The sequence below is a fragment of the Desulfuromonas svalbardensis genome (genome assembly GCF_055389415.1).
This window is the reverse complement of the sequence record NZ_AP042416.1, coordinates 1,218,303-1,241,466: the sequence shown is the minus strand read 5'-3', so window position 1 is coordinate 1,241,466 and position 23,164 is coordinate 1,218,303. Positions and strand designations below refer to the sequence as shown.

The 23,164-nt window shown below is 43.7% G+C and carries 28 protein-coding genes; 24 read left to right on the top strand and 4 right to left on the bottom strand.

The genetic code is table 11. From position 1 onward, the window contains the following. The first annotated feature begins 436 nt into the window (after nt 1–436). The 6 genes from efp to ACZ5KY_RS05535 all read left to right on the top strand — a co-directional run bounded on the left by efp (nt 437) and on the right by ACZ5KY_RS05535 (nt 5,643). Entirely contained in the window at nt 437–1,000 is a 564-nt protein-coding gene (gene efp, locus ACZ5KY_RS05560) for an elongation factor P (RefSeq protein WP_464242911.1), read from the top strand. Nucleotides 1,001–1,007: 7 nt separating this feature from the next. Continuing rightward, entirely contained in the window at nt 1,008–1,922 is a 915-nt protein-coding gene (gene epmA / locus ACZ5KY_RS05555; protein ID WP_464242910.1) for an EF-P lysine aminoacylase EpmA, read from the top strand. A 127-nt stretch (nt 1,923–2,049) separates the two neighbouring features. Next, a complete protein-coding gene (locus ACZ5KY_RS05550) occupies nt 2,050–2,730 on the top strand; it encodes a class I SAM-dependent methyltransferase (RefSeq protein ID WP_464242909.1) in 681 nt (226 codons plus the stop codon). Continuing rightward, nucleotides 2,727–3,749, top strand: coding sequence for a polyprenyl synthetase family protein (locus tag ACZ5KY_RS05545; protein WP_464242908.1), 1,023 nt, complete (start codon nt 2,727–2,729; stop codon nt 3,747–3,749). The genes ACZ5KY_RS05550 and ACZ5KY_RS05545 overlap by 4 nt, the downstream gene beginning before the upstream one ends. Further along, nucleotides 3,746–4,960, top strand: a complete 1,215-nt coding sequence (locus ACZ5KY_RS05540; protein WP_464242907.1) for an ABC transporter permease — start codon at nt 3,746–3,748, stop codon at nt 4,958–4,960. Before ACZ5KY_RS05545 ends, ACZ5KY_RS05540 begins: the two co-directional genes overlap by 4 nt. After that, a complete protein-coding gene (locus ACZ5KY_RS05535; RefSeq protein WP_464242906.1) occupies nt 4,957–5,643 on the top strand; it encodes an ABC transporter ATP-binding protein in 687 nt (228 codons plus the stop codon). Before ACZ5KY_RS05540 ends, ACZ5KY_RS05535 begins: the two co-directional genes overlap by 4 nt. 1 nt (nt 5,644) lies before the next feature. Here ACZ5KY_RS05535 and ACZ5KY_RS05530 read toward each other — a convergent pair whose 3' ends face one another. The 4 genes from ACZ5KY_RS05530 to ACZ5KY_RS05515 all read right to left on the bottom strand — a co-directional run bounded on the left by ACZ5KY_RS05530 (nt 5,645) and on the right by ACZ5KY_RS05515 (nt 8,270). Next, nucleotides 5,645–6,076, bottom strand: coding sequence for a hypothetical protein (locus ACZ5KY_RS05530; protein WP_464242905.1), 432 nt, complete (start codon nt 6,074–6,076; stop codon nt 5,645–5,647). A gap of 61 nt (nt 6,077–6,137) precedes the next feature. After that, the gene (locus ACZ5KY_RS05525) at nt 6,138–6,464 is read right to left on the bottom strand and encodes a type II toxin-antitoxin system RelE/ParE family toxin (protein ID WP_464242904.1); all 327 of its coding nucleotides are present in this window, start codon (nt 6,462–6,464) and stop codon (nt 6,138–6,140) included. Then, a complete protein-coding gene (locus ACZ5KY_RS05520) occupies nt 6,464–6,736 on the bottom strand; it encodes a type II toxin-antitoxin system Phd/YefM family antitoxin (protein ID WP_464242903.1) in 273 nt (90 codons plus the stop codon). Before ACZ5KY_RS05520 ends, ACZ5KY_RS05525 begins: the two co-directional genes overlap by 1 nt. Before the next feature lie 133 nt (nt 6,737–6,869). Next, entirely contained in the window at nt 6,870–8,270 is a 1,401-nt protein-coding gene (locus ACZ5KY_RS05515; protein ID WP_464242902.1) for an integron integrase, read from the bottom strand. A 130-nt stretch (nt 8,271–8,400) separates the two neighbouring features. On the opposite strand from ACZ5KY_RS05515, the gene ACZ5KY_RS05510 reads away from it, so the two are divergent. From ACZ5KY_RS05510 to ACZ5KY_RS05425, 18 genes are all read left to right on the top strand, one after another. Further along, the gene (locus ACZ5KY_RS05510; RefSeq protein WP_464242901.1) at nt 8,401–8,991 is read left to right on the top strand and encodes a hypothetical protein; all 591 of its coding nucleotides are present in this window, start codon (nt 8,401–8,403) and stop codon (nt 8,989–8,991) included. A gap of 115 nt (nt 8,992–9,106) precedes the next feature. After that, on the top strand, nt 9,107–9,943 hold the full coding sequence (locus tag ACZ5KY_RS05505; RefSeq protein ID WP_464242900.1) for a hypothetical protein: 837 nt from the start codon (nt 9,107–9,109) through the stop codon (nt 9,941–9,943). A 112-nt stretch (nt 9,944–10,055) separates the two neighbouring features. After that, a complete protein-coding gene (locus tag ACZ5KY_RS05500; RefSeq protein WP_464242899.1) occupies nt 10,056–10,679 on the top strand; it encodes a hypothetical protein in 624 nt (207 codons plus the stop codon). A gap of 58 nt (nt 10,680–10,737) precedes the next feature. Beyond that, a complete protein-coding gene (locus ACZ5KY_RS05495; protein WP_464242898.1) occupies nt 10,738–11,346 on the top strand; it encodes a hypothetical protein in 609 nt (202 codons plus the stop codon). A 121-nt stretch (nt 11,347–11,467) separates the two neighbouring features. Beyond that, on the top strand, nt 11,468–11,923 hold the full coding sequence (locus ACZ5KY_RS05490; protein ID WP_464242897.1) for a nuclear transport factor 2 family protein: 456 nt from the start codon (nt 11,468–11,470) through the stop codon (nt 11,921–11,923). Between the two features lie 116 nt (nt 11,924–12,039). Next, complete coding sequence (locus ACZ5KY_RS05485; protein ID WP_464242896.1) at nt 12,040–13,017, top strand: YiiX/YebB-like N1pC/P60 family cysteine hydrolase; 978 nt, start codon at nt 12,040–12,042, stop codon at nt 13,015–13,017. A gap of 121 nt (nt 13,018–13,138) precedes the next feature. After that, nucleotides 13,139–13,423 carry a hypothetical protein gene (locus tag ACZ5KY_RS05480; RefSeq protein WP_464242895.1) on the top strand — a complete coding sequence of 95 codons (285 nt, stop codon included), beginning with the start codon at nt 13,139–13,141 and terminating at the stop codon, nt 13,421–13,423. Between the two features lie 137 nt (nt 13,424–13,560). Further along, nucleotides 13,561–13,938: a hypothetical protein gene (locus tag ACZ5KY_RS05475; RefSeq protein WP_464242894.1), complete on the top strand. Its 378-nt coding sequence runs from the start codon at nt 13,561–13,563 to the stop codon at nt 13,936–13,938. Between the two features lie 123 nt (nt 13,939–14,061). Continuing rightward, complete coding sequence (locus tag ACZ5KY_RS05470) at nt 14,062–14,511, top strand: hypothetical protein (RefSeq protein WP_464242893.1); 450 nt, start codon at nt 14,062–14,064, stop codon at nt 14,509–14,511. 143 nt (nt 14,512–14,654) lie between these two features. Next, nucleotides 14,655–16,421 carry an anti-phage dCTP deaminase gene (locus tag ACZ5KY_RS05465; RefSeq protein ID WP_464242892.1) on the top strand — a complete coding sequence of 589 codons (1,767 nt, stop codon included), beginning with the start codon at nt 14,655–14,657 and terminating at the stop codon, nt 16,419–16,421. A gap of 388 nt (nt 16,422–16,809) precedes the next feature. After that, complete coding sequence (locus tag ACZ5KY_RS05460) at nt 16,810–17,520, top strand: transposase (RefSeq protein ID WP_464242891.1); 711 nt, start codon at nt 16,810–16,812, stop codon at nt 17,518–17,520. Between the two features lie 89 nt (nt 17,521–17,609). After that, on the top strand, nt 17,610–18,401 hold the full coding sequence (locus ACZ5KY_RS05455; protein WP_464242890.1) for a transposase: 792 nt from the start codon (nt 17,610–17,612) through the stop codon (nt 18,399–18,401). 81 nt (nt 18,402–18,482) lie between these two features. Continuing rightward, nucleotides 18,483–19,235, top strand: coding sequence for a pseudouridylate synthase (locus tag ACZ5KY_RS05450; protein ID WP_464242889.1), 753 nt, complete (start codon nt 18,483–18,485; stop codon nt 19,233–19,235). Between the two features lie 364 nt (nt 19,236–19,599). Continuing rightward, nucleotides 19,600–20,046 carry an RNA methyltransferase gene (locus ACZ5KY_RS05445; protein ID WP_464242888.1) on the top strand — a complete coding sequence of 149 codons (447 nt, stop codon included), beginning with the start codon at nt 19,600–19,602 and terminating at the stop codon, nt 20,044–20,046. Nucleotides 20,047–20,187: 141 nt separating this feature from the next. Then, a complete protein-coding gene (locus tag ACZ5KY_RS05440; protein WP_464242887.1) occupies nt 20,188–20,637 on the top strand; it encodes a PliI family lysozyme inhibitor of I-type lysozyme in 450 nt (149 codons plus the stop codon). Between the two features lie 132 nt (nt 20,638–20,769). Further along, nucleotides 20,770–21,327 carry a GNAT family N-acetyltransferase gene (locus ACZ5KY_RS05435; RefSeq protein WP_464242886.1) on the top strand — a complete coding sequence of 186 codons (558 nt, stop codon included), beginning with the start codon at nt 20,770–20,772 and terminating at the stop codon, nt 21,325–21,327. A gap of 87 nt (nt 21,328–21,414) precedes the next feature. Next, a complete protein-coding gene (locus ACZ5KY_RS05430) occupies nt 21,415–22,191 on the top strand; it encodes a methyltransferase domain-containing protein (RefSeq protein ID WP_464242885.1) in 777 nt (258 codons plus the stop codon). 82 nt (nt 22,192–22,273) lie between these two features. Next, nucleotides 22,274–22,876, top strand: coding sequence for a hypothetical protein (locus ACZ5KY_RS05425; protein WP_464242884.1), 603 nt, complete (start codon nt 22,274–22,276; stop codon nt 22,874–22,876). Nucleotides 22,877–23,164 lie beyond the last annotated feature (288 nt).

Genomic DNA, 23,164 nt, shown 5'->3' with positions numbered 1-23,164 from the left:
ATTCACTTTTTTTCGCATCCATGCAAAAAACCAATTTCATCGTGTCAAACAGTGCAGAGCATTCCACTAAAAATTAAACTCCAAAATTACAACCAGTTACACCATTAACATACAATACGCTGTCAACAATCAAACAATTGGCATACCCTCTGCAATTAAATAGGTTAATTAATCGCGGTCATCAACAACATCAAGCTAAATCCACGGCGACCCATACCAATCGCCTAAATTTAGTGTTGAAGATCTGCTGTTCTACCAAAACAGCGGCAAGCCGTTCAGCGTTATATGTAAAACCCATACCTATACCCATACCAAACCACATAACGCTATAATTACGAAAAGCCACCCGACACGGGTGGCTTTTTCGTTTTATCCATGACAATTGTTAGCCTGTGTGTTTAAATTATGACCCACTAAACAACAAGGAGTTCAATCTATGTATAGTTGTTCCGACCTGAAAAAAGGTCTTAAAATTTTGATTGATGGCGAACCACATGTCATTGCAGGTTTTGACTTCACCAAGCCCGGTAAAGGCCAATCCCTATATAAGTGCAAACTACGCAATATGATTACTGGCTCGCTCTTTGACCGCACCTACCGTAGTGGCGAAAACTTTACCCCGGCCCCACTTCAAGAACGCGAAATGCAGTATCTGTATCAAGATGATACAGGTTACGTATTCATGGACACCAAAACCTATGACCAAATTTCACTTAGCGCAGAGACCCTAGCCGACGATAAATATTTTCTCGTCGACAATATGGAAGTCAAGATCTTGATGTTTGACGAGTTAGGCATTGGTATTACCCTGCCTATTTTTGTTAATCTGCGCGTCACCCAATCAGAACCTTGGGTTAAAGGCGATACTGCTGCCGGCAACAACAAACCCGCAACAGTCGAAACAGGCTTCACCCTACAGGTACCATCATTTGTTGACGAGGGTGTTTTGATCCAAATTGACACCCGTACCGGTGACTACGTAACACGCGTCAAAGAGTAATATCAGCATGGCCGCGTACAACAATGGCCTTGCGTCAAAACAACAACGACTCATACAGAGAGCCCGAATTTTATCTGAAATTCGGGCTTTTTTTGTTCAACATCAGTTTCTTGAAGTGGAAACACCACACCGCATTCCATGCAACGCCCCCGAACTGTATATTGATCCAATCTCCAGCGGTGATCACAGCTTGCACACCTCACCAGAGTTGTGCATGAAACGCCTGCTCGCTGCGGGCTACCCACGAATATTTCAATTGTGCCATTGTTGGCGCTCAGCGGAACGGGGGCAAAAACATCTACCCGAATTCACCATGCTCGAATGGTATCGCGCCCATAGCGACTACAACGAATTGATGTTGGACTGTGAGGGTTTAATCCGTTCCCTTGTACCAACGAGAAAGTTCATCTATCAGGGCCAACATATTGATCTCAACGCCAGCTTTGAACGCTTAACTCTCAAACACGCTTTTTCACGTTATGCTCCAGTTTCACTACAGCAGGCGATTGAGTCAGACCGCTTTGAAGAGCACTACAGCGAACACGTTGAACCACAACTAGGCATCAACAAACCGACCATCATTTACGACTTCCCCACCAGCATGGCTGCGCTAGCCCGCATCAAAGACAATGATCCACTCCACGCCGAACGCTTTGAACTCTATATTGCTGGAGTTGAAATCGCCAATGCCTTCAGTGAACTCACCGATACTGAGGAGCAGCGTCTGCGCTTCACCGATGAGGAGCAGCAACGGCGCAACCTTGGCAAACCACCAACAGAGTTGCCCGAGCCATTCTTAACTGAACTGTCTGCTATGCCACCAGCGGCAGGCATTGCTCTTGGCATTGACCGCTTAGTAATGCTGCTAACCGATGCTAGCGCCATTGATCAGGTGGTCGCCTTTTGCCCTGAAGATCTTTAATCCTTCGCTCTAATTTAGTTTCCTCCACAGCTAAAGCCATATAAAATCATCATCAAGCTCACGATCATGTTATTCTGTTTTTCGCATTTCAGTCCAATAACACCATCGCCCTTCAACAGGAGATGCCGTGACCACACCGACTAAACCAACCGTAACAGACACTGCACCAGACGCCCTACCAACACGAGGTCGAGTACTGGTCAAAGCAGCAAAAGTATATGATGCGGTACAACCGTTTGTCACCTTAGGCCAAGAAGCACGCCTTAATAAATGGCTCGCACAGCAGGTCAAACTCCCCAAAGGAGCACAGGTACTTGACATCGGTTGCGGCACAGGACTACTCACCGTTCAAATTGCCGAAAGCGATAGCGATATTAACGTCATTGGTATTGATGCCTCAAAACCGATGATCGAGGTGGCGAACCGCAAGCGCAGCCGTGATAATTGCCATTTTCAACAGGCATTAGGTGAAGAACTCCCTTTTCCAGATAACCACTTCGACCTCGTTTCTTCAGCACTGTTTTTTCACCACGTTGATCAACAATTGAAGCATCAAACCCTAGAGGAGATTCGCCGCGTGCTGAAACCGAATGGCGAACTGCTTATTGCCGACATGGATAAACCTTACACCGCACTAGGCTGGGCGATGTCGTGGACCGCGTGGAAATTGCTGCGTCAACCTGAAATTAAAGAGAATATGGATGGCATATTGCGCCAAGAGATCGATGCTGTCGGCTTTGCCAACCTGACCGAACTCGCTCGTTTTTCAGGTTATATCCGCGTACTCCACGCGCGGAGGGGCGCATGAACAGTCGTGCCATAGAAACACCTGTGGCAACGCTGATAAATTGCCCACCATGGAAACGAGCGTTCACCATTCAGCAAAATACCGTGCGCCAATTCCACCAGTTATGCGCTGAATCGTTAGGAGATCGCTGTCCACTGCGACCACTAGACGATAAACACCTGACGGTGCAGCACAACCTGTTCTCAACCCTGTTTATCATGGCTGTCGAAGCTGCGGGAGTGCCCGCACAGCAACTACCGCTCTACGCACTGGTTAATCAATGCCTGAGGATACAGGTCACCGGCTGCGACAATATTCTCGACGATGAGTACAAAAGCGTTATCCCTTTCGCCTTAACAGGCAGCGGCACCCGTTTCCGCTCGGTATTAACCATCATGAGCGCCGACTCTGTGCTGGCACGAATTGTATTGGATGAAGTCGCATCAGGGCGAATGGATCTCTTTGAAGGCAAAAAATTGCTGAAGGCCGCGCTGGCCGTGTTGATTCCCAGCGGCATCGAAGAACACGAGGAGGAGTCGCTCAACAAAGAGACCATCCCCAGTGTTGATGTGATCCTGACTCAGATTCACCCACGTAAAACGGGGCTTCTATTTGAAGCACCAGTGCGTCTCGTTGAAATGATGAATATTGCCGACCCACAGCGCGCGCCAAAGGTTGCCCAAGCGTTAGGCGATTTCGGTGTCGGCTGCCAGATCTTGGATGACCTGAAAGATGTCGCCGACGATCTTGCCAATCAAAAATACAATGTGGTCATCTCGCAAGCCTTTCATGGCGACCACCCCGCTGAACAGCAGTTGATCAGCACAATCCAACAGCACACCATCACTCACACTGAAGCGGAAACAATTACCGCACAACTCAGTCAGGCTAAAGGTCAGTGCCTGACTCGCGCCATTAATTACTTTATCCGCGCAGAGAAAACCTTTAGCCAGTGTTTTCCAGACTTCGGCGCAGAACAGGCCGCAGCACTCGGCGCACTGGTTCACCATGCCATCTCATCGGAGCGTAACGACTCATGACCTTCTGGTTACGCTTTGCATTTCGTTCGGTACGCCGTCGATTACGGCGCACCTTAATTACGTTTATCTCGGTAGGGATGGGGGTAGCGATGCTGATCGTGCTCGGCGCAATCATGGTCGGTGTCAACGACACCATGATCAAAAATGCCGTAGCACTGCATTCAGGCAACCTGGTGGTCGAATCACCACCTCTACCGTTAAAGACAGCCATCGCCGAAGCAACCGCCTGGCAGCAGAGCATGCTACACCCTGCCATTGATACGTATGATACTACCGCTGCCATCGATGATCTCCTCACCCGCTACGCCTTGTCCCTCGTCATTCGCAACGGCGAACATGTTCAAGCGGTGCAACTGCAATTAGTTGATCCTGAAAATGAGCGCCGCCGCTCACCGTTGCCGGCAACCCTACAAGCTGGACAGTGGTTTAATGACCAACAAGGTCTCGTTATCGGCGATGCGGTGGCTAAAAATCTAGCCGTAACGGTAGGCGAAATGGTGACCATAGTCACCGCGAGCCAACGCTTCGAACTCCCCGTGGCAGGTATTTTTCATACCGGCGTTGCCGCCCTCGACAACCAACTGAGCTTACTGCCAACCCGCACAGCACAAGCGCTCAACCTTGAAGCTGCGGTGCGCCTCAATCTGGCCATCTTTACCAAAGCGGGTCACGATTCAACGGAGCTTAAACAACAGCTGCAACCACCTCTAGGCACCGCTGCCAAACTCTACACCTGGCAAGAGAAGCTGCCCGAAGTGGAACAGTTGATCAAATTAAACGAATTTTCGATGCAGATTATGATCCTGTTGGTCATTGCTATTCTGGCCTTTGGTGTTGCCAATTCACTACTCATCTCAGTGATGGATCGTTACCGCTACTATGGCATCCTTAAAGCTATCGGTGTGCCGCCACGCAATGTGGTCATTACCGTCATCGGCGAAGCGGTTATCATCTGCCTTGGCGCAGGGTTGATCGGCACAGCACTGGGGATCAGTGCCAGTCTAATTTGGGCTGAAATTGGCCTCGACATTAGCGCCTACACCTCCTACAACCCGCACTTCAGCATCAACGCCGTAATCTATCCGCGCCTTAAACCGTCGATGGTGTTACTACCGCAAGCATTGGCATTAATCACCGGAGTTCTGGCCTCACTATGGCCCGCGTTCATCGCCGCCCGCCGTCAAGTGAGTAGCAGCATGAGGGATCTATGAAAACACCCTTTATCCAACTCGATAGCGTGTCGCGCTGGTTTGGCCAAGGTCAAGCACAGGTGTGCGCACTCAGCGATATTTCACTGACATTGACCAAGGGGGTACAAACTGCCCTCGTTGGCCCGAGCGGTTCCGGCAAAACGACACTGCTAAACTTGATTGGTGCGCTGGATCGACCGACACAGGGAACGGTGATGATTGATGGAAAGGTGGTTTCAGCCTTTAACGAACGTCAAGCGTCAGAATATCGTCGTCATACGATAGGATTTGTATTTCAGGATGATGCGTTGATCCCCGAGCTAACCCTCGCTGAGAATGTTGAACTACCGCTAGTCCTTCTTGGCATTGACAAGCGCGAGCGTTATCAACGGGTGAATGAATTACTCGACACCCTCAATTTAACTAAGCGCCAATCGGCTTATCCGCCACTACTTTCAGGTGGTGAAAAGCAACGTGCTGCTGTTGCCCGCGCCGTGATCCATCGGCCCCACATTCTTCTTGCCGATGAACCTACAGCCAATCTCGACAGTGAATCAGCCGAGTTGGTATTACAGGTGATGCGCCAACTGGCAGAGCAAAACGATCTAACCGTACTCGTCTCTACCCACGATCCACGTGTGTACGAACAATTCGACCAGCTTGTGCGCCTTAAAGATGGCCGCCTAGACAGCACAACCAACTAATCTACTTGCGCAACAGCACCGTCCGCTGGCGCTTATGGGCGTAATCGACCTCGTGGGTTAACTTCCACACCACAACCAATTTACGCCACGACTTGCGCACAAAAACCAGCGCAACAATCGCTGCCGCAACCGCCCACAGTATCCCCGCTTGGCCTTGATAGGCAAAACGGAACTCACCCCACATCAGATTATCGCCTTCAGCCAACAAAAAGGTAAACAACGCGCCGAAAATTCCCGCTTTGAGCAGTTGACTCAGAATAATATCGTTGGAAATTTGCCCTGGAGTCGCTTTGTTTTTCAGCCATTTCCACCGGCTCAACAATAAGCCATGGAGGGAAAACAAAATCGCCAACAGGCTATCGACAGCACGCAGTATTAAATAGCCCGCTGCGGCGCCCCAGAAAAAGACGGCAATATTTAGTTCAATATTCAAGAGTGATCCTTTAGTTATGGAGTAGTTCAGGAATTAAATAGAGAAACGTAGTCACAAAGGTCTAACGCAGCAACCGGTTGAGCAGAACATCCTCAACATTTCGTCGGCAATCAAAAACAGATAAAACAAAAACAGTATCGCTCGATACGCGATACATCAATCTCCACGAATCGATAATTAACTCACGATATTGAACAACGCCATGAGCCTCTAACTCGGGAACAACACGCCCACGCAGCGCCTCATGATCTAGTTGCAGCGCTTTATCTTTTATTTTATATAAAACTTTCTTGGCGTTAGCTGGGCTATCGAGAGCAATATATTCAATAATTGCGGCCAAATCTCTATAGGCCGCTTTTGACCACACAACCTTTTTGTTATTAGCCATTATCGATTCAATAACTGTTCGAGATTGTCAAACACATCGCTCTGAGCGATAACCTCGCCATCTCTAACGTCGGTTTCACCTTGGGAGATTAACTTCAAAAGTCCAATAGCATTTCTCATATTTTCATAACTCTCAGGATCCTGAAGAACGGCCTTAGCTTCACCATTCTGAGTAATCACAACAGGTCGATGCGTCTCGTTGACCTGTTTGAGCATTTCAGCAGCATGAGATTTGAAATAGGTTACAGGCTTAATGTCATTTGCAATATTCATATTTGCACCTCCAGATCCTTATAACGTATCAAATTCAGTCCGAATGTCAAGCTGAGTTCGTTACTACACGAGCAAAGTGCTGGGCGAAGATATAACAACCTATGCGAAAGTGTATGATCGGTTCAGAGTAGCACTAATAATCAAGCGGACTACGCACACCCAGCCCCGGCTTGTTTAACACATGGGTATAGATCATCGTCGTTGATACATCGGCATGACCAAGCAGTTCTTGCACTGTGCGAATATCGTAACCAGCCTCCAATACGTGGGTAGCAAAAGAGTGACGCAAGGCATGGCTATTGACCCGTTTGACAATTCCAGCTTTCACTGCACAGCATTTAATCATCTTCTGCAAACCGGTTTCATGCAAATGGTGACGACGCTGCTCACCACTGCGCGGATCAGTAGAAATGCGCGAACTGGGGAACACATATTGCCAGCCCCATTCAGAAGGCACATTAGGATACTTTCGCGCCAACGCTTCGGGCACATAAACCCGACCTAAATCTTGAGACAAATCATCACCATGAATTTTCTTTACCTGCACAAGGTGTGCTTGCAACGGCTCAACAACCGTTTGCGGCAGTGGGACCACGCGGTCCTTATTCCCTTTGGCATTACGCACCACAATTTGGTTATAACCGTAATCAACATCCTGCACCCGCAAACGCACAACCTCCATCAAGCGCATGCCAGTACCGTACATCAACTGCGCCATCAAGCCAAAGGTTCCCTGCATAGCCCCAAGTAGCCGGCCCACTTCATCGCGCGATAACACAACGGGCAATCGGTGTGGCCGCTTCCCTCGGCTGAACACGCCCAGTTCACCTAAAGGCTGATCCAGAACGTTATCAAACCAAAAAACTAAGGCATTTAAAGCCTGATTCTGCGTACTACTCGCCACCTTGCGCTGCAATGCCAGAAATTCCAAAAAAGAGACCACCTCAGCGGGCCCCAACTTACTGGGTTGCTGATGATGACAATATGCAAGAAAACGGCACACCCAATCAACGTAACTCTGTTCAGTACGGTAAGCATAATGGCCGGTACGCATCACCTTAATCAGCGAATCGATAACCTCAGCATTTATTGTCCGTGCCTGCGCCAATGAGCCATGGCTGTAAACATCACCGCCAACGTTATCATTTGCCTCCATGGTCACAGGGCTATTATCACGCCCCACCGTCACATGATCAGCTTGCAGCTCGGTTGCACCGTTTTTCCAGTGATCCCAATCTATATCAAAGGCCCAATCAGGCTTAACCAGTTCACAAAACAAAATCTGTATAGCATGGACAGCCTGTTTGAATTGCCAGCTTTTTAGGTCATTTTTTCTGCCTAACGCATGAAGCCAACGCTCAACATCTTGACGACTATGCTGCTGTAATCGCTTACCCTCATAAAATTTTATGTACTCTTCAGCCCGAATCACATACCAGCGGTCAAACGGCTCCTTTACCTTATTGTGGCGCACGAGGGCGATAAACCTGTCCCAAAAACGTTCTACCATATCGGTATTTTTATCTTGCTCCATGATTGCCTCCGCTGTATTATCGTCAGCTATTAATAATAAACTAATTATCAAAAACATATCTTACTAGGCAGAATCCGTCAATATTGTAATAGGCGGATTTATTTCTGTCTAATACACTGTTAGGGGTAAAATGAATTGGCTTAGCAAAATAACTCATTCGTACAGATCTAATCCTGAACTTGCCGATGTGTTTGGAGTTGTCCTATACACCGACGAGCACCCCTATATAAAAAAAGTGCTCAGAGATCATGATTTCTGGGTAGCACTTGATGAACAATCTGGACCAGAATGGGCTATTTTTTCGGTGAAGCCCCAAAAGGGCACTTATGATTTCCCAAACTACAATTCGAAACCTGGCGTTTTATATCAAATGGTTGCAGTGTGGAAAGAACCAAGAGCGAACAAGGAACTCATAGATTATTTAGGCATCGATTCCACTAGCGACCTCCCATTATTGGTTTTATATACTCACACAGAAAATGGCGAGATATTAAGAATCAAATGGAGAATTGAAGAAACTTCACAGGAAGATGCCTACCAATCTCTATCGCAAGGAATAAAGATAATTCGCAAGGCCATAGACGGGGTCTTAGATGAAAACAAGAAATATGGTGAAGGCGTTTTTAGAGCCATTGAAATGGCAATAAGTAGTGAAGTTGAAATTCAAAGAATCAAAAAGGGAATTAATTTCTACGCTTATATAAAATCAATACTCCCCTAACAAACTAATAAACGCGGACGGAAGATACGTCTGCTACTTAATTCGAATAATTTGGTGGTATGCATAAGTCAGCCTGCCGCCGGTTATCAAAAACGTTAGGCATTAAGGGGAATAAATGACAGAAATTCAAGGCTTTATTCTTTCGCTGCTTTCGGCGGCAGGTGTTAGCGCCGCATTATCGGGTTTATTAATTTGGTTGGCCAGGAATTGGATTGGTGAAAGATTAAGAAATAGTATCAAACATGAATACGACCTCAAGCTCTCAGCTTTAAACAACGAGTTAAGGATTCAAGCCAATGCACAGGCAACGCAACTGAAGGCTTCCATTGAAAGTGAGGCAGAAAAGATCCGGTTCGCTACATCTTCTATTGGAGAGAGTCAAAAAGTCACCATTTCAAGAAAGCTAGATAGCATAGAAACACTTTGGGCGGGGGTCCTAAGTGCCCGAGAGAATGTGCCTATAGTTATGGGGTTCATTGACATTCTATCTGTAGATGAATACCTATCCATGGGCGACCATCCGCAATTCAAACAAATGGTCGGAGAATTCTCTCCTGAAAAATTAACAAAAATATTTATAGACAATATTGGCTCTCTTGAAAGAATTCGTCCCTATGTTGGCGAATATCTTTGGGCTATATATTCCACGTATCAAGCCCTAGTAACCCGAGTTGTTATGCTAATTCAGAAGGGCGAGAAAAATCCTCAGAAACTAAATTGGCACAAAGATAGTGGAGTGAGGCAACTTCTTGACTCGTCGCTTACAGAGCAAGAAGTTGAAAGGTTTGAATCCGCGCAAATCGGTAAATTTGGATGGCTTCAAAGAACCTATGAAACAAAAATACTACAAGCCATGCAAAAAGTTATAAGTGGGCAGGAGTTTGGCGAAGAAGCCTTAATGCAGGCACAGGAAATGGAAGCCAAAATACAAGAAATTAAACTAAATGCCTAACCATGCAATCAACCGGACGGTAAATACGTCTGCTACTTAATCCGAATAATTTGGTGGTGTGCAAACGTAAGTCTGCCGCCGGTTATAAAAACGTTAGGCAACTGGAGAACCCATGTCAACCGCAAAGCCCCTGTCCGTTCGATCCCCGACAACTCCCGGTTCTTGGTTAGTAAACGATAAGCGCTACTTCGAGAATGCGCATATGCTTCTCGCCGAGCTAGAGGTTCTGGTTGCAGAGGTCAACAAGGGATGGCCAAAGGCTCTCTCAGAAGCCGTCAAGGAAGACGAAACTACAAAAGCTCACTGGCGACTGGCGCGAAAGCGAGATCTGCTGTCGGATTCGGTGAAGGTCTTTTCGGCAATGTCGGTCGAAGCTTTCTTAAACTTTTATGGCGTTCTCCGTCTTGGACCTGTCCAATTTGATCGGAAGCTTGAGTTCCTTGGGCCAGTTGCCAAGCTAAAGAAGCTCTTCGAGCTCTGCGACGGAGTCACTCTCACAGACACCGATGCAATCGCTCAAGTTCTCGACAGGATCGCCAAACGCAGGAATCAACAAGTTCATCCTGTCGCGGTTGAGGTTACGGTGGCCCTGGCCTCCGAAGACCGCGAAGGAGACAAGATTCCTGACGTGGCAAGGGAAGCAGTCAGAGACATGGTTCATTTCTTCCAAGAGTTTGGGAAACGTCAACCCAATGTGGCACATCATCTGCCCGAGCCATATGTGGCAGATGCCTAACCCTTCCATCGAGGGTGCACAAAAGTTAGGCATTAAAATCAAAAAGAGGGAGCACTGAATGCAAAACATCATTGATATGCTTCAGGGTGCCATTGGCACCGAAACAGCTATTACTATCGTCTACAATGGCGGAAGTAATCCTGGCCAAGCACGCGAAATCATCCCTCTTTCCTTAAATGGTGAAAATTTATCGGCGCGTGAGCCTGCATCCAGAAGGGCAAAAACATTTAAGGTTCAAAAAATTGCTTCGGTAAACTTACTGAATGGCGAAACGGCAGAAAATTCAGAAGCATTACCTGCTCAAGCAAAAAAAGATTTGTCCCCTAAATTTAAGTCATTCGAAGAATACTCTTCCCATCTAAAAAAACTTTTGAAAAATTCAAACCTTAAGATAATTGAAGATGAGAATTATTTTGCAGTTTGTGAACTTTTCAAAAATGGAAAACCAAGAAAAACACCATCGGCATCAATTGAATATATTGACCGATCAATTGAAACAGTATTCAACATTGAAACTGGTGAATTTGAAGAAATAAAACGAGAACTAACGGGCAGAGAAAGACCTTGGCGTGTAGACAGTAAAAAGTTTAGTGAAGGAAAAACATTTTCACAACTACACAGCGCAATTGAATTGTTTCTTCAAGAAACTTCACTGGGAAAATTCTAAAAACATGCCTAACAATCAAATCAACGCGGACGGAATATACGGCTGCTATTTAATTCGAATAATTTGGTGGTACGCGTAAGCCTGACTGCCGCCGGTTATCAAAAACGTTAGCTACTGAAATATGAATTCAAAAATAATCATAATCACCATGGTAGCCATGATCATGCTGACTCATTTTACAAGCATTCAATGTTTTGCCGCCGAAACACCAAAAGAGGTAGTTGCTCGCTTTTGCAAACTTGACTTCGAAGGTAACCGATTAAGTTCTGCTTCATACCCCCAGATAGCTCCATTGGTTATGTATCCTGATGAGTCTGGCTGGGACACTGTTCTCGGTGTTAGTAAATATGTAATTAGAAACCAGACAATCGATGGCAATGCCGCAAAAGTAACGGTTCGCTACGAAATTGACCGTTCATGGCCACATGAAATTGAAATAGTAAATAAATTCAGTAATGAAACGTTCAACTTAAATCAAGAAAATGGTACTTGGAAAATTTCAAAATGTATTGGTTTACCTAGGGTTTCATCAGAGTATTTGTGCATTAAATATAAATACTGCTCAACGGGTAGCTAACCATGAAATCAACCGGACGGAAAATACGTCTGCTATTTAATTCGAATAACTCGGTGGTATGCGTAAGTCAGTCTGCCGCCGGTTATCAAAAACGTTAGGTCCCTAAATTGGATAAAATGTACATACTTGACATAGACAAGATAAAACCTGGCGATATTTTTCTTGTGTCAGGCAACCGCATAAGAAGTAAGTCAGTTCGGATTGCAACTGGTAGCAAGTATTCTCATGCGATCCTTTATGTCGGTGGTGGGAGCTATATTCACGCAGACGGAACTGGCGTTCACGCTCAAAACATCCAGCGGCTCTTGCTTGAAAATTCTTCCGAGTTAAAAGTATTAAGGCTCAAAGATCATATAAACAAAGAACACATCAATAAAACATGTGATTTTGCAAGAACCTTAATTGGAACGGAATACTCCGTTAAGGAAGCAATTACCACTAAATTTAAACCATCCGAAGCAATTAAAGAAAATAGGCAATTCTGCTCTCGACTTGTGGCTAAATCTTTCATGCATGCTGACATTCAATTGGTTGAGAACACTGACTACTGTTCTCCCGAAGAGTTGAACCAATCCGAAGAGCTTTCAGAGATATGCAATTGTTTACGGGTGGCGAACGAAGCCGAGGTTGCATTTTCGAAAGACGAAGCAAGAAACCCACTAAAAAAACAAGAAGAAGTCACAAATGACATTCTTCAACAGGCCAGAGACCTAACAAACAAAGACATTCAAACCTTTGAACAATTAACCCAGTTCGTACTCGACAACACTCAATATGACAAACAAATATGTGAGATCTTCGAACAGTCTGGCTACTTAAACCTGTGGGAACAAGACATAAATAATTGTCCATGGCGATATGAATTTTCTAAGTTCAAAGAAGCCTTTCCCGACCCAACAAAACGTTCAATGGTTGCCAAGGAATTCTTAGCTTCTGAGCAGGAGATACGTGAACGGTTCATGAAAATGTCTATTTTATATATGCAAATCCAGCATCTCGAACTTGGAAAATTACTACTTTGCCTCTACCAACACTTGTTAGATCTCAGCATTAGGCGAGAAGCCGTTTATAAAGTAGTTATACAAAATGCCTAACAATCAAATCAACCGGACGGAAAATACGTCTGCTATTTAATTCGAATAACTCGGTGGTGTTCGTAAGTTAGTCTGCCGCCGGTTATCAAAAACGTTAGCTTTCAAAATCATGGAGAAAATAATGATTGAACATCAAGAAAGATATGAAAGCTTCATCAAGGATAATGGTGTCGGCTCAAATGACAAAGTTGCAGATTCAGTGAAATCTTACATTTCTTACTTAAACAGTGTAGGCAAACATTTGAATGTAATCGTTGGTCCATCAATTTTAAGTAATGAGCACGACATACAAAATTTGTCGTTAAAGTTAAAACTAAAGAAAGTTGTTTCTGACAACACAATAAATAACTATAAATCGGCTATGGCGCATTATATCAGCATGGTTGAGAAATATTCTCTCAAATAAAGCTAACAAACTAATCAACGCGGACGGAAAATACGGCTGCTACTTAATCCGAATAATTTGGCGGTGTGCATAAGTCAGCCTGCCGCCGGTTATCAAAAACGTTAGCTTTCTAAAATTTTACGACACGTGGAGGGAAAATGATTTCCGACGAAATGATTGATGCAGCAAAAAAGAAAACGAACTACAGCCTGCCAAGCCCAACTCACGGACACAATGACAGTATTCGCATTGCCTACCAATGGCTCGACGCTCAGAAAAAAACTAAAAATAAAAGCAGCAGAGCATACGGCATCAAACACATGATTGAGAACTGGGCCGGAAGGTATGTTTCTACGTCAGACGTCGAAGTTGCTGCCGTCCTGCATCCAGAAATTCACGGTCAATACTCACGCTTCAACATCAGTACACGCCTAACAGAACCATCAACAGACAGACTAAAAGACATTTCAGAAGCGTTCAAGCACATGAACTACAGAGATAATTACGATTCTTCTGTTTATAAAATTCACGAATAAAAAGCTAACAATAAAATCAACGCGGACGGAATATACGTCTGCTATTTAATCCGAATAATTTGGTGGTAAGCGTAGGTCAGTCTGCCGCCGGTTATCAAAAACGTTAGGCATCTGAGGAAAAATATGAAGGAAATTTTAAAAAAACTATTCGATGGTTTCACTTACGGATTAGGCTTGTCTTTTGGCATTATAATTATAGTAGCTGGCACCTACCTATATGAACAAAGTCCCAAAGAAAGCGAACCCAATAAAACAAGGATCACATTTCCTGAAAACATGACAATTGAAAACCTCGAAAAAACTAGTGCCGCTGGAATGTTAAAAATAAAGGGAATAATCATAAATAATTCACAACGCGATTATGATTATCTTTCTGTCGCTGCATTAATTAAAGTTGGAAATGCAGATGTTGGCGTATGCACTTATGGAATAGATAATTTCAGAATTAATCAAAGCCGTAATTTTGAAATAACATGCGAAACAATAACAGCATCAGGTCTTCCTGATGGAATCGAATATTCATATTTAGTGAGACCTTATAATGCAACATATACAGAAAGGCCTAACAACTAAATCAACGCGGACGGAAGATACGTCTGCTACTTAATCCGAATAATTTGGTGGTGCGCATAAGTCAGCACGCCGCCCGTTATTAAAAACGTTATGTGCCTAAATAGCCCCTACTTTCATTGCCAATATCAAAGGTTAATCAAATTATGAAGCTAACGTTTACCAAGAGCTATGAAGAACTCTCGGAGATACTAAAAGATATCGGTGGCACATGGGACTCATCACAGCCAAGAAAAAAAGTACTGAGATATGAAGGTGGTATTTTAAATTGGTTTGAGACGACTGGAACTCTTTCGTTTCAAGGACCAGATGAAAAACGAAATATCCTAGAGGCAAAAGTTAAACACCTACTTTACCCTGAGGAATTCCCTGTATCACCAGAGGTAGTTGAACCTGAGCCGCAAGAAAAGCCGGTTCTTTCTGAGAGCTTCAGTTCCGCACCTAGCATCGGCGAACAATACTTAAAAGGAAACTTCAATGATTCGGAATTGGTTATTGGTATTGTAAGTGCGGTTGGTACGGAAACAAATCGGGTAATCACCCCACTTAAAGACCGTTTGTTGCGATTTGGATACACAGCAGTAGAAATTAAAGTGTCGTCGCTTCTTACAGGACAAGTCAACTCAGGTGAATACTGTCGCATAAAAAGCCTAATGGAAGCTGGTGATGATCTAAGACGGAGAACCAACAATAATGCCATATTGGCGTATGGTGTTTCCAAGCTGATTGGGGAAAAGCGTAAAGAGGTGTCAGGCAAAATAGCCTACATAGTTAATTCTTTAAAACACCCCGATGAAGTTCAAGTTCTAAGGAAAATTTATGGTCAAGGATTCTATCTGTTTGGCGTACATGCTGATAAAAAAAGAAGACTTCACTATTTAGAAAACGATAAAGGAATAAATGGTGCCCAGACGGCTGAGCTCACTGAAGTTGATGAAGATGAAAAACTAACTCATGGTCAACGAACTAGAGACACATATCATCTCGCTGACTTTTTTCTAAATTTCGGAAAAAATGACGATCAAATTAAGAACACTGTGCAGCGTTTTCTAGAGCTAATCTTCTCTCACCCTTTCAAGAACCCGACCTTCGATGAATTTTCAATGTTCATGGCATTTTCTAGCTCAGTTCGGTCGGGAGACCTTTCTAGACAAGTTGGTGCTGTCATTGCCAACAACCAACAAATAGTTGCTACTGGAGCCAACGAATGCCCCGCCTCAGGTGGTGGTCTTTATTGGGCACAAGTTGATAGCGAAAGCGGAATCGTTGAAGATGTGCCAGACGGGAAGGATTACACAAGGAATGAAGATTCAAATCGTGCAGAGCAGAATGAAATTATTAAAGGAATACTTTCAGGTATTAGCAACCTAGAAGGCATTCCCAGCACTGCTTTGCCAGAAATCGAGTCAGAGTTGCGAAAAAGTAGAATCAGCGATCTCACAGAGTTTGGCCGCGTTGTACATGCTGAAATGGAAGCAATCATCTCTTGCGCAAGGGGCGGAATAAGTTGCGTAGGTGCTACACTTTATTGCACTACATTCCCATGCCACAATTGCGCTAAACATATTATAGCGGCCGGAATTAAAAGGGTTGTGTACGTTGAACCTTACCCAAAAAGTAAAGCCCTAGATTTTCATTCAGAGGCACTAGAGCTGAAAACGACACTAGATGACAAAAAAGAATCCGAACAAGTAATCTTTGAGCCTTTCACTGGTGTAGGGGCTCGTCGCTTCTTGGACCTGTTTTCAATGAACTCGGGGCTCGGTGATAAGCTCAAACGTAAAAGCAAAGACGGAAACGCCGTTGTTTGGTCGCAGGACACAGCCCTGCCTAGGGTGGCCCTTCTTCCTGAGTCATACATCAATGTTGAGACTGCAGCCACAACGTTATTCAACCATGAAACCGGCACATAACCATAAAATAAACCGGACGGAATATACGGCTGCTACTTAATTCGAATAACTCGGTAGTATGCATAAGTCAGTCTGCCGCCGGTTATCAAAAACGTTAGAATGCGAAAATTATCAGGAGCCACAAAATGAATTTCATATTTTTCGGTGGTGTCATCTTCACCTTAGTTGCTCCACTGATCATCGGCATTCACTACGAAGATCCTTCAACAAGTTGGGTGGCAGCACTATGTGGAGCTTTCGTTATATTTATTGCAAAACTTGACAAAAGCAAACGGGGTCGGACCAAGCTAACTAGTTAAAATAATAATGATTAAGACCAAAACAAAGTAGTTTTTTGGTCTTAAACGCACCTTTTTATGGCTAAAAAACAAACTTTAAGGAAACTGATGTGGCTAGAGCTAATCGACATCATATACCTAGACAGGTCTGGCATATTACTCACCGGTGCCACAAAAGAGAGTTTTTGCTTAAGTTCTCAAAGGATAGAAGCCGTTGGATGCATTGGCTGTTTGAAGCGAAAAAACGCTACAAACTTCAAATTCTTAATTTTGCCGTGACTTCCAACCATATCCATTTACTGGTTGTCGACAGTGACAAGGATGTTATTCCAAACAGCCTTCAGTTAATTGCGGGCAGAACAGCTCAGGAGTTCAATAAACGAAAAAACCGTAAAGGTGCTTTTTGGGATGATCGTTACCATGCTACTGCAATCGAAACGGGTGAGCATTTACTGCGTTGCATTGTTTACATCGATTTGAATATGGTGAGAACCGGAGTTGTAGCACATCCATCACTATGGAAGCACGGCGGATACAATGAAATACAAGTAGCACCCGACCGCTATTCTTTACTTGATAGAGATAACCTCGTTGCTTTATCCGGCTGTAGTTCTGATGAGCAGTTCAGAATTCTACACAGACAACTGGTTGAAGAATCCATCCAATTGGAAAGTAAAGACCGACAACCAGAATGGAGTGAATCTGTGGCAGTTGGTGGTCAAGGTTATGTAGAGGGAATTAAAAAACAACTTAATCGTGGCTCATTTGGAAGAAAAACACTGTGTGGTGGCAAACGGGGTCGGACCAAGCTAACTAGTTAAACTAATAATAATTAAGACCAAAACAAAGTAGTTTTTTGGTCTTAAACGCACCTTTTTATGGCTAAAAAACAAACTTTAAGGAAACTGATGTGGCTAGAGCTAATCGACATCATATACCTAGACAGGTCTGGCATATTACTCACCGGTGCCACAAAAGAGAGTTTTTGCTTAAGTTCTCAAAGGATAGAAGCCGTTGGATGCATTGGCTGTTTGAAGCGAAAAAACGCTACAAACTTCAAATTCTTAATTTTGCCGTGACTTCCAACCATATCCATTTACTGGTTGTCGACAGTGACAAGGATGTTATTCCAAACAGCCTTCAGTTAATTGCGGGCAGAACAGCTCAGGAGTTCAATAAACGAAAAAACCGTAAAGGTGCTTTTTGGGATGATCGCTACCATGCTACTGCAATCGAAACGGGTGAGCATTTACTGCGTTGCATTGTTTACATCGATTTGAATATGGTGAGAACCGGAGTTGTCGCACATCCATCACTATGGCAGCACGGCGGATATAATGAAATACAAGGTGCCCCCGACCGATATTCTTTACTTGATAGAGATAAACTCGTTGATTTAACCGGCTGTAGTTCTGATGAGCAGTTCAGAATTCTACACAGGCAACTGGTTGAAGAATCCATCCAATCGGAAAGTGAAGACCGACAACCAGCATGGAGTGAATCTGTGGCAGTTGGTGGTCAAGGCTTTATAGAGGGAATTAAAAACCAACTTAACCGTGGCTCTTTTGGCAGAAAAACACTGGAGTGTGACGATTCTTTTATCCTTCGTGAATCATCAGTACCTTACAACTGTCATTTGGCCAATAAAAAGGGACTTTTAAACACTGAAAACAGCTATTATTTACCAATAAGAACTGTATGATTAGTAGATAGCTTGGTCCGACCTCTAATCGATCCCCAAGTAAACAGAAAGCAGCACTTACATTTTTTGAGAACCTACCAAATGGACAAACAACTCATTTTCAATTTTAAAACGGATATATCTAGGATCAATATCAACACAAAACTCAACAATCCATTTGCTGCATCTATTCCTGAAATTGCCATAGTAGCGACAACAGAATTTCAAGAATATATTGCCACCGAATCGATGAAGTGGAATCATGACTTTCATATTCAGAAAGGTAAAATGTTTGGAATTCTGGTGATTCAAAAAGAAGACTATAGTTATGGTTATTTAGGAACATACTCAGGTAAATTTCCTAAAAACATAAAAGGCCACAAATTCGTTCCTTCCGTCTTTGATGATTCTGTTGGTGATTTTTTCATTAATAAAGGGATGACTGAGCTGAGTGAAATTAGCAGTCAAATTAAAAATTCCGATAGTCCATCTGAAATCACATCACTAATAGAAACAAGAAAACAAAAATCGATTTCCTTGCAACAACGGCTTTTTGAGAATTATAATTTTCTGAATCTTTCAGGAAAGGAGAAAAGTCTATTGGAAATCTTTAAGATTTCATCACATGGGAAACCCCCAGTAGCAGCGGGTGAATGCGCAGCCCCAAAACTGCTGCAATATGCCATTGAACATCAATTAAAGCCCATCGCTTTATCTGAGTTTTGGTGGGGAAAATCGATTAAGAATAAAGAAAGAGAACACAGGGCATTCTACCCAGCCTGCAAAGATAGATGTCGTCCAATTTTAGAATACATGCTAGAAGATACGGAATTGTTTAACAGACGTGCACAATAAATTATGGACATCCCCCCCCTATTTATTGACTTTTAACCGTAACAATTCAACATTTCATCATGCCTAGAATAGCTCGCATCATCGCACCTCACTTTCCTCATCATGTAACTCAACGTGACAATAATCATGCTACAGATTTTTTGATGATGAAGAGAATAAGGCGATTAGTAAGGCAACTCAGACAGGACGACCATTTGACTCTGAGAAATTCATCGACAACATGGAGTTTCGCTTAAATCAAACACTGCGACCACGAAAACCAGATAGACCTAGAAAGAAATCAGGGGAGTGTCCCTAGTTTCTTAAAAACGTTAGCTTTCAGATCTAGTATTTTTAAAACAATGAAGGGGCAACATTCAAAATTATGAGAGGATATTTTGAGATAGGGATTTACCAAGGTAAAGATTGTTTAAATTTAGGCACCTTATGGAGATCGGCATATCAAATGGGAGCCTCAGGCATATTTACTATTGGAAGACAATACACTATACAAAAAACAGATACATATAACTCATGGAAACATATTCCTCTAAGACAGTTTGATGATTTTGAGCAGTTTAAAGCTTCAATACCGGATGATTGTACATTGATTGGAATTGAGTCTGGTGGTGAAAGGTTGACAGAGTTTAAACACCCCCAACGAGCAATTTATTTATTAGGATCTGAAGATAGGGGACTGCCAGATACGATCATAAAGCAGTGTAAAAATATCGTCAGCTTAGACGCTGTAAACAATAATAGCTACAATGTTGCGATTGCAGGTTCTGTCATCATGTATCACCGTCAGTACATCAAAACGGGCAATGTGTAATATGAGTTATTTAATCATATAATGAAGTGGACGAAAAATAGATGTGTGCGACCCGAAAGGAAAAAATTAGTGGTCCACGCAAGCTCGCGTCGCCGGCGCTTATCACTACCGTTAGGCAGCATAAAAAGGAAAGGATGAAACATGAGGTGGCTCCTTGCACTCACGATGGTCATAATTTCAAATTCCCCATTGCTTGCTGCTGAGACCAATCGATTCATCAAAACCACAGCACTCCCTTCAGGACAAACTGTTGTGATTGCAGAGGGTGATTTTGAAGCTCGATCTATTGGTAGTTTCAGTGTACGACTTTATGATGTGGCCCCACTCGAGGACAAAACGACCTTCTTCTCAACAGGTCTTATTCGTAGTCGCAATGGCACAGTTGAAAAGGTCGTACTCGCAGATGTCGATAATAACCAGGAACCTGAAGTCATTGTCATTGTGCGTAGTGTAGGGACAGGGGATTATCTCTCTGCCCACGCATTTTCGTTTGACAAGAAGAGTCTGAATTTCCTCGCGGTAGTAGAGGATCTACGACCGGACTCGGACCCAGTAGTCGCTCTGCGAAAATCTATAAGCCAGTCAAAGTAAATTACTGCCTAACAAAGTAATCAACCGAACGGAAAATACGTCTGCTATTTAATTCGAATAATTTGGTGGTGTGCGTAAGTCAGCACGCAGCCCGTTATCAAAAACGTTAGCAACTCGAAGAAAAAGGAAACAATGGTGGACGTTGAGGAAGTAAAAATTCGTAGAGCAATGCCGAGTGAGTTGGATGTCATTTATCAGCTAATCACTTGCAATGAAGAGTGGACTAAGTTTAATGGTCCATATTTCCCATACTCAAAACCATCATTAAATGAGTTTTCAAAAAGTACCTTCTCACGTTTATGTGATGGTTCAGATATCCAATTAATCACAGAAAATGACGTACCAGTTGGAACGGTTAGTTATTACTGGGAGTCTGAGGCGACTCGCTGGTTAGAAATGGGAATTGTGATTTACAATTCAAATTTCTGGGGCAAAAGCTTAGCTTATAGAGCGCTATCTCAATGGATTAGCCATTTATTTTCAGTTTTGGAAATCGAGCGAGTAGGTTTGACTACTTGGTCTGGAAACCCTCGCATGATGGCTTGTGCTGAGAAGTTAGGTTTTCAACAAGAAGCAAGGTTACGTAAGGTTCGTTACTATCAAGGTGAGTACTATGATTCTGTTAAATATGGTGTTCTTCGTAGTGAATGGGACAACGCAACGAACAAATTGCTTAAGACGGATTCCTAAACGCGTGCCATTTTTCGCTTTGCTCAAATTTGACACACATTTACTCACCACTTAGCGACACGTTAGCTGCAAAGAAAGAATAAATCCATGCCCCAAAAAGTTGATCTTGGCGAGATTCAATCGGCCATAAAAGAAAAGTACAAAAAGGTCTCTAACTCACCGGAAGGAAATTTCCGTTATCCAACGGGTAGAACTGGGGCGGAAACACTCGGATACGATCAAAACTTAATCAATTCAGCGCCAAAGGAATTAAGTGCCCTCTTTTGCGGCGTTGGCTGTCCATTCACAATAGGAAAAATTAAACGTGAAGAAACCGTACTCGATATCGGCTGTGGTGGTGGTTTTGACATGTTCTGCTCAAGTGAATTGGTCGGCCCAAAAGGGAAAGTTTTCGGCCTAGACTTATCCATTGAAATGTTAGAAAAAGCGAAAGAAAATCTAGCACTTGCTGGTGTTAGCAATGCCACATTCCAAACGGGAAGTTCAGAGAAGTTACCGTTTAAAAACAATACATTTGACGTTGTTACCTCAAATGGTGTTTTCAACCTTTCCCCAGAAAAAGAAAAAACCTATTCAGAAATATTTCGTGTATTGAAACCGGGTGGGCGTCTTCAGTTTGCAGATATGGTCTTAAAAGAAGGCTTGCCGCCGGGGGAATTAAGTGCAGAAGCATGGTCACATTGAATTGGCGGTGCGATCTCGGTTCGGGATCAAATCAAGTTAATTCAAAATGCCGGATTCATTGACGCTGAATGCGTGGACTACACAGAATTTAGCACGTCAAAGTTCACACTTGGCGCTTTGTTTTTTGCACGTAAAAGCAGCGAACCAACGAATCAACCGGACGGAATATACGGCTGCTAATTAATTCGAATCACTTGGTGGCGTGCAGTGGTCACCCTGCCGCTGGTTATCCAAACAGTTAGGTGTCAAAAGAATATGAATCATGTTTTATAAAGAAATTTTGAGTGCTATTGCCATTGTGATTACGCTTGTCGCGTTTTTGCCATATATCCGTTTGATCATTAAGAACAAAATTAAACCACACGTATTCACGTGGATTATTTGGGGAACTACAACATTTGTGGCTTTCCTTGCACAGCTCGAAGACAACGGTGGCGCTGGTGCTTGGCCAATAGGTGTCTCAGGAATTATCACACTATTTATCGGCCTATTGGCCTATTCAAAACGAGCAGATATTTCCATTACCAACACAGATTGGCTGTTTTTTTCCCTAGCAATGATGTCTTTACCATTCTGGTATTTCACCTCTGACCCACTGTGGGCTGTCGTCATTCTCACAACGGTAGATGTTCTCGGGTTCGGTCCAACATTCAGGAAGGCATATATAACACCTCGTTCTGAGTCCGTACTGTTTTTTTCGTTATTGACGGCGCGCAACCTCATCGCTATTGCAGCACTTGAGAATTACACGATAACAACAATATTGTTTCCCGCTGGGATTTCAGTTGCGTTTATTTTGTTAATTGCAATGGTTAGTTATCGAAGACGCCTAACACTTATCGAGGCTCTTGATGCGAAGGGTTGAGCTTTTGCTCAATCTCACTTCGCCACCTGGAAACACTTGCGTACCCTTATGCCGTCCCATTCAATAAATCGCGGTTCAGCAGTTTACGCTGACCAGAGTTAGTAGCGGGCTCGGGGACGGGGCAGAATCCGGCGCTGACCTCGTTGGATCATCGCGCGAATATGTTGGAGCGAGACGGACCTCAAATCAAAAAGACAGGATGAGGGCCATAAAGCATCGTAAGCGGTGGGTTTGCATTGTTCTCAAAGGATACAGGATGGTCCTGTCTCTGTGGAGGGGGCCTGCACG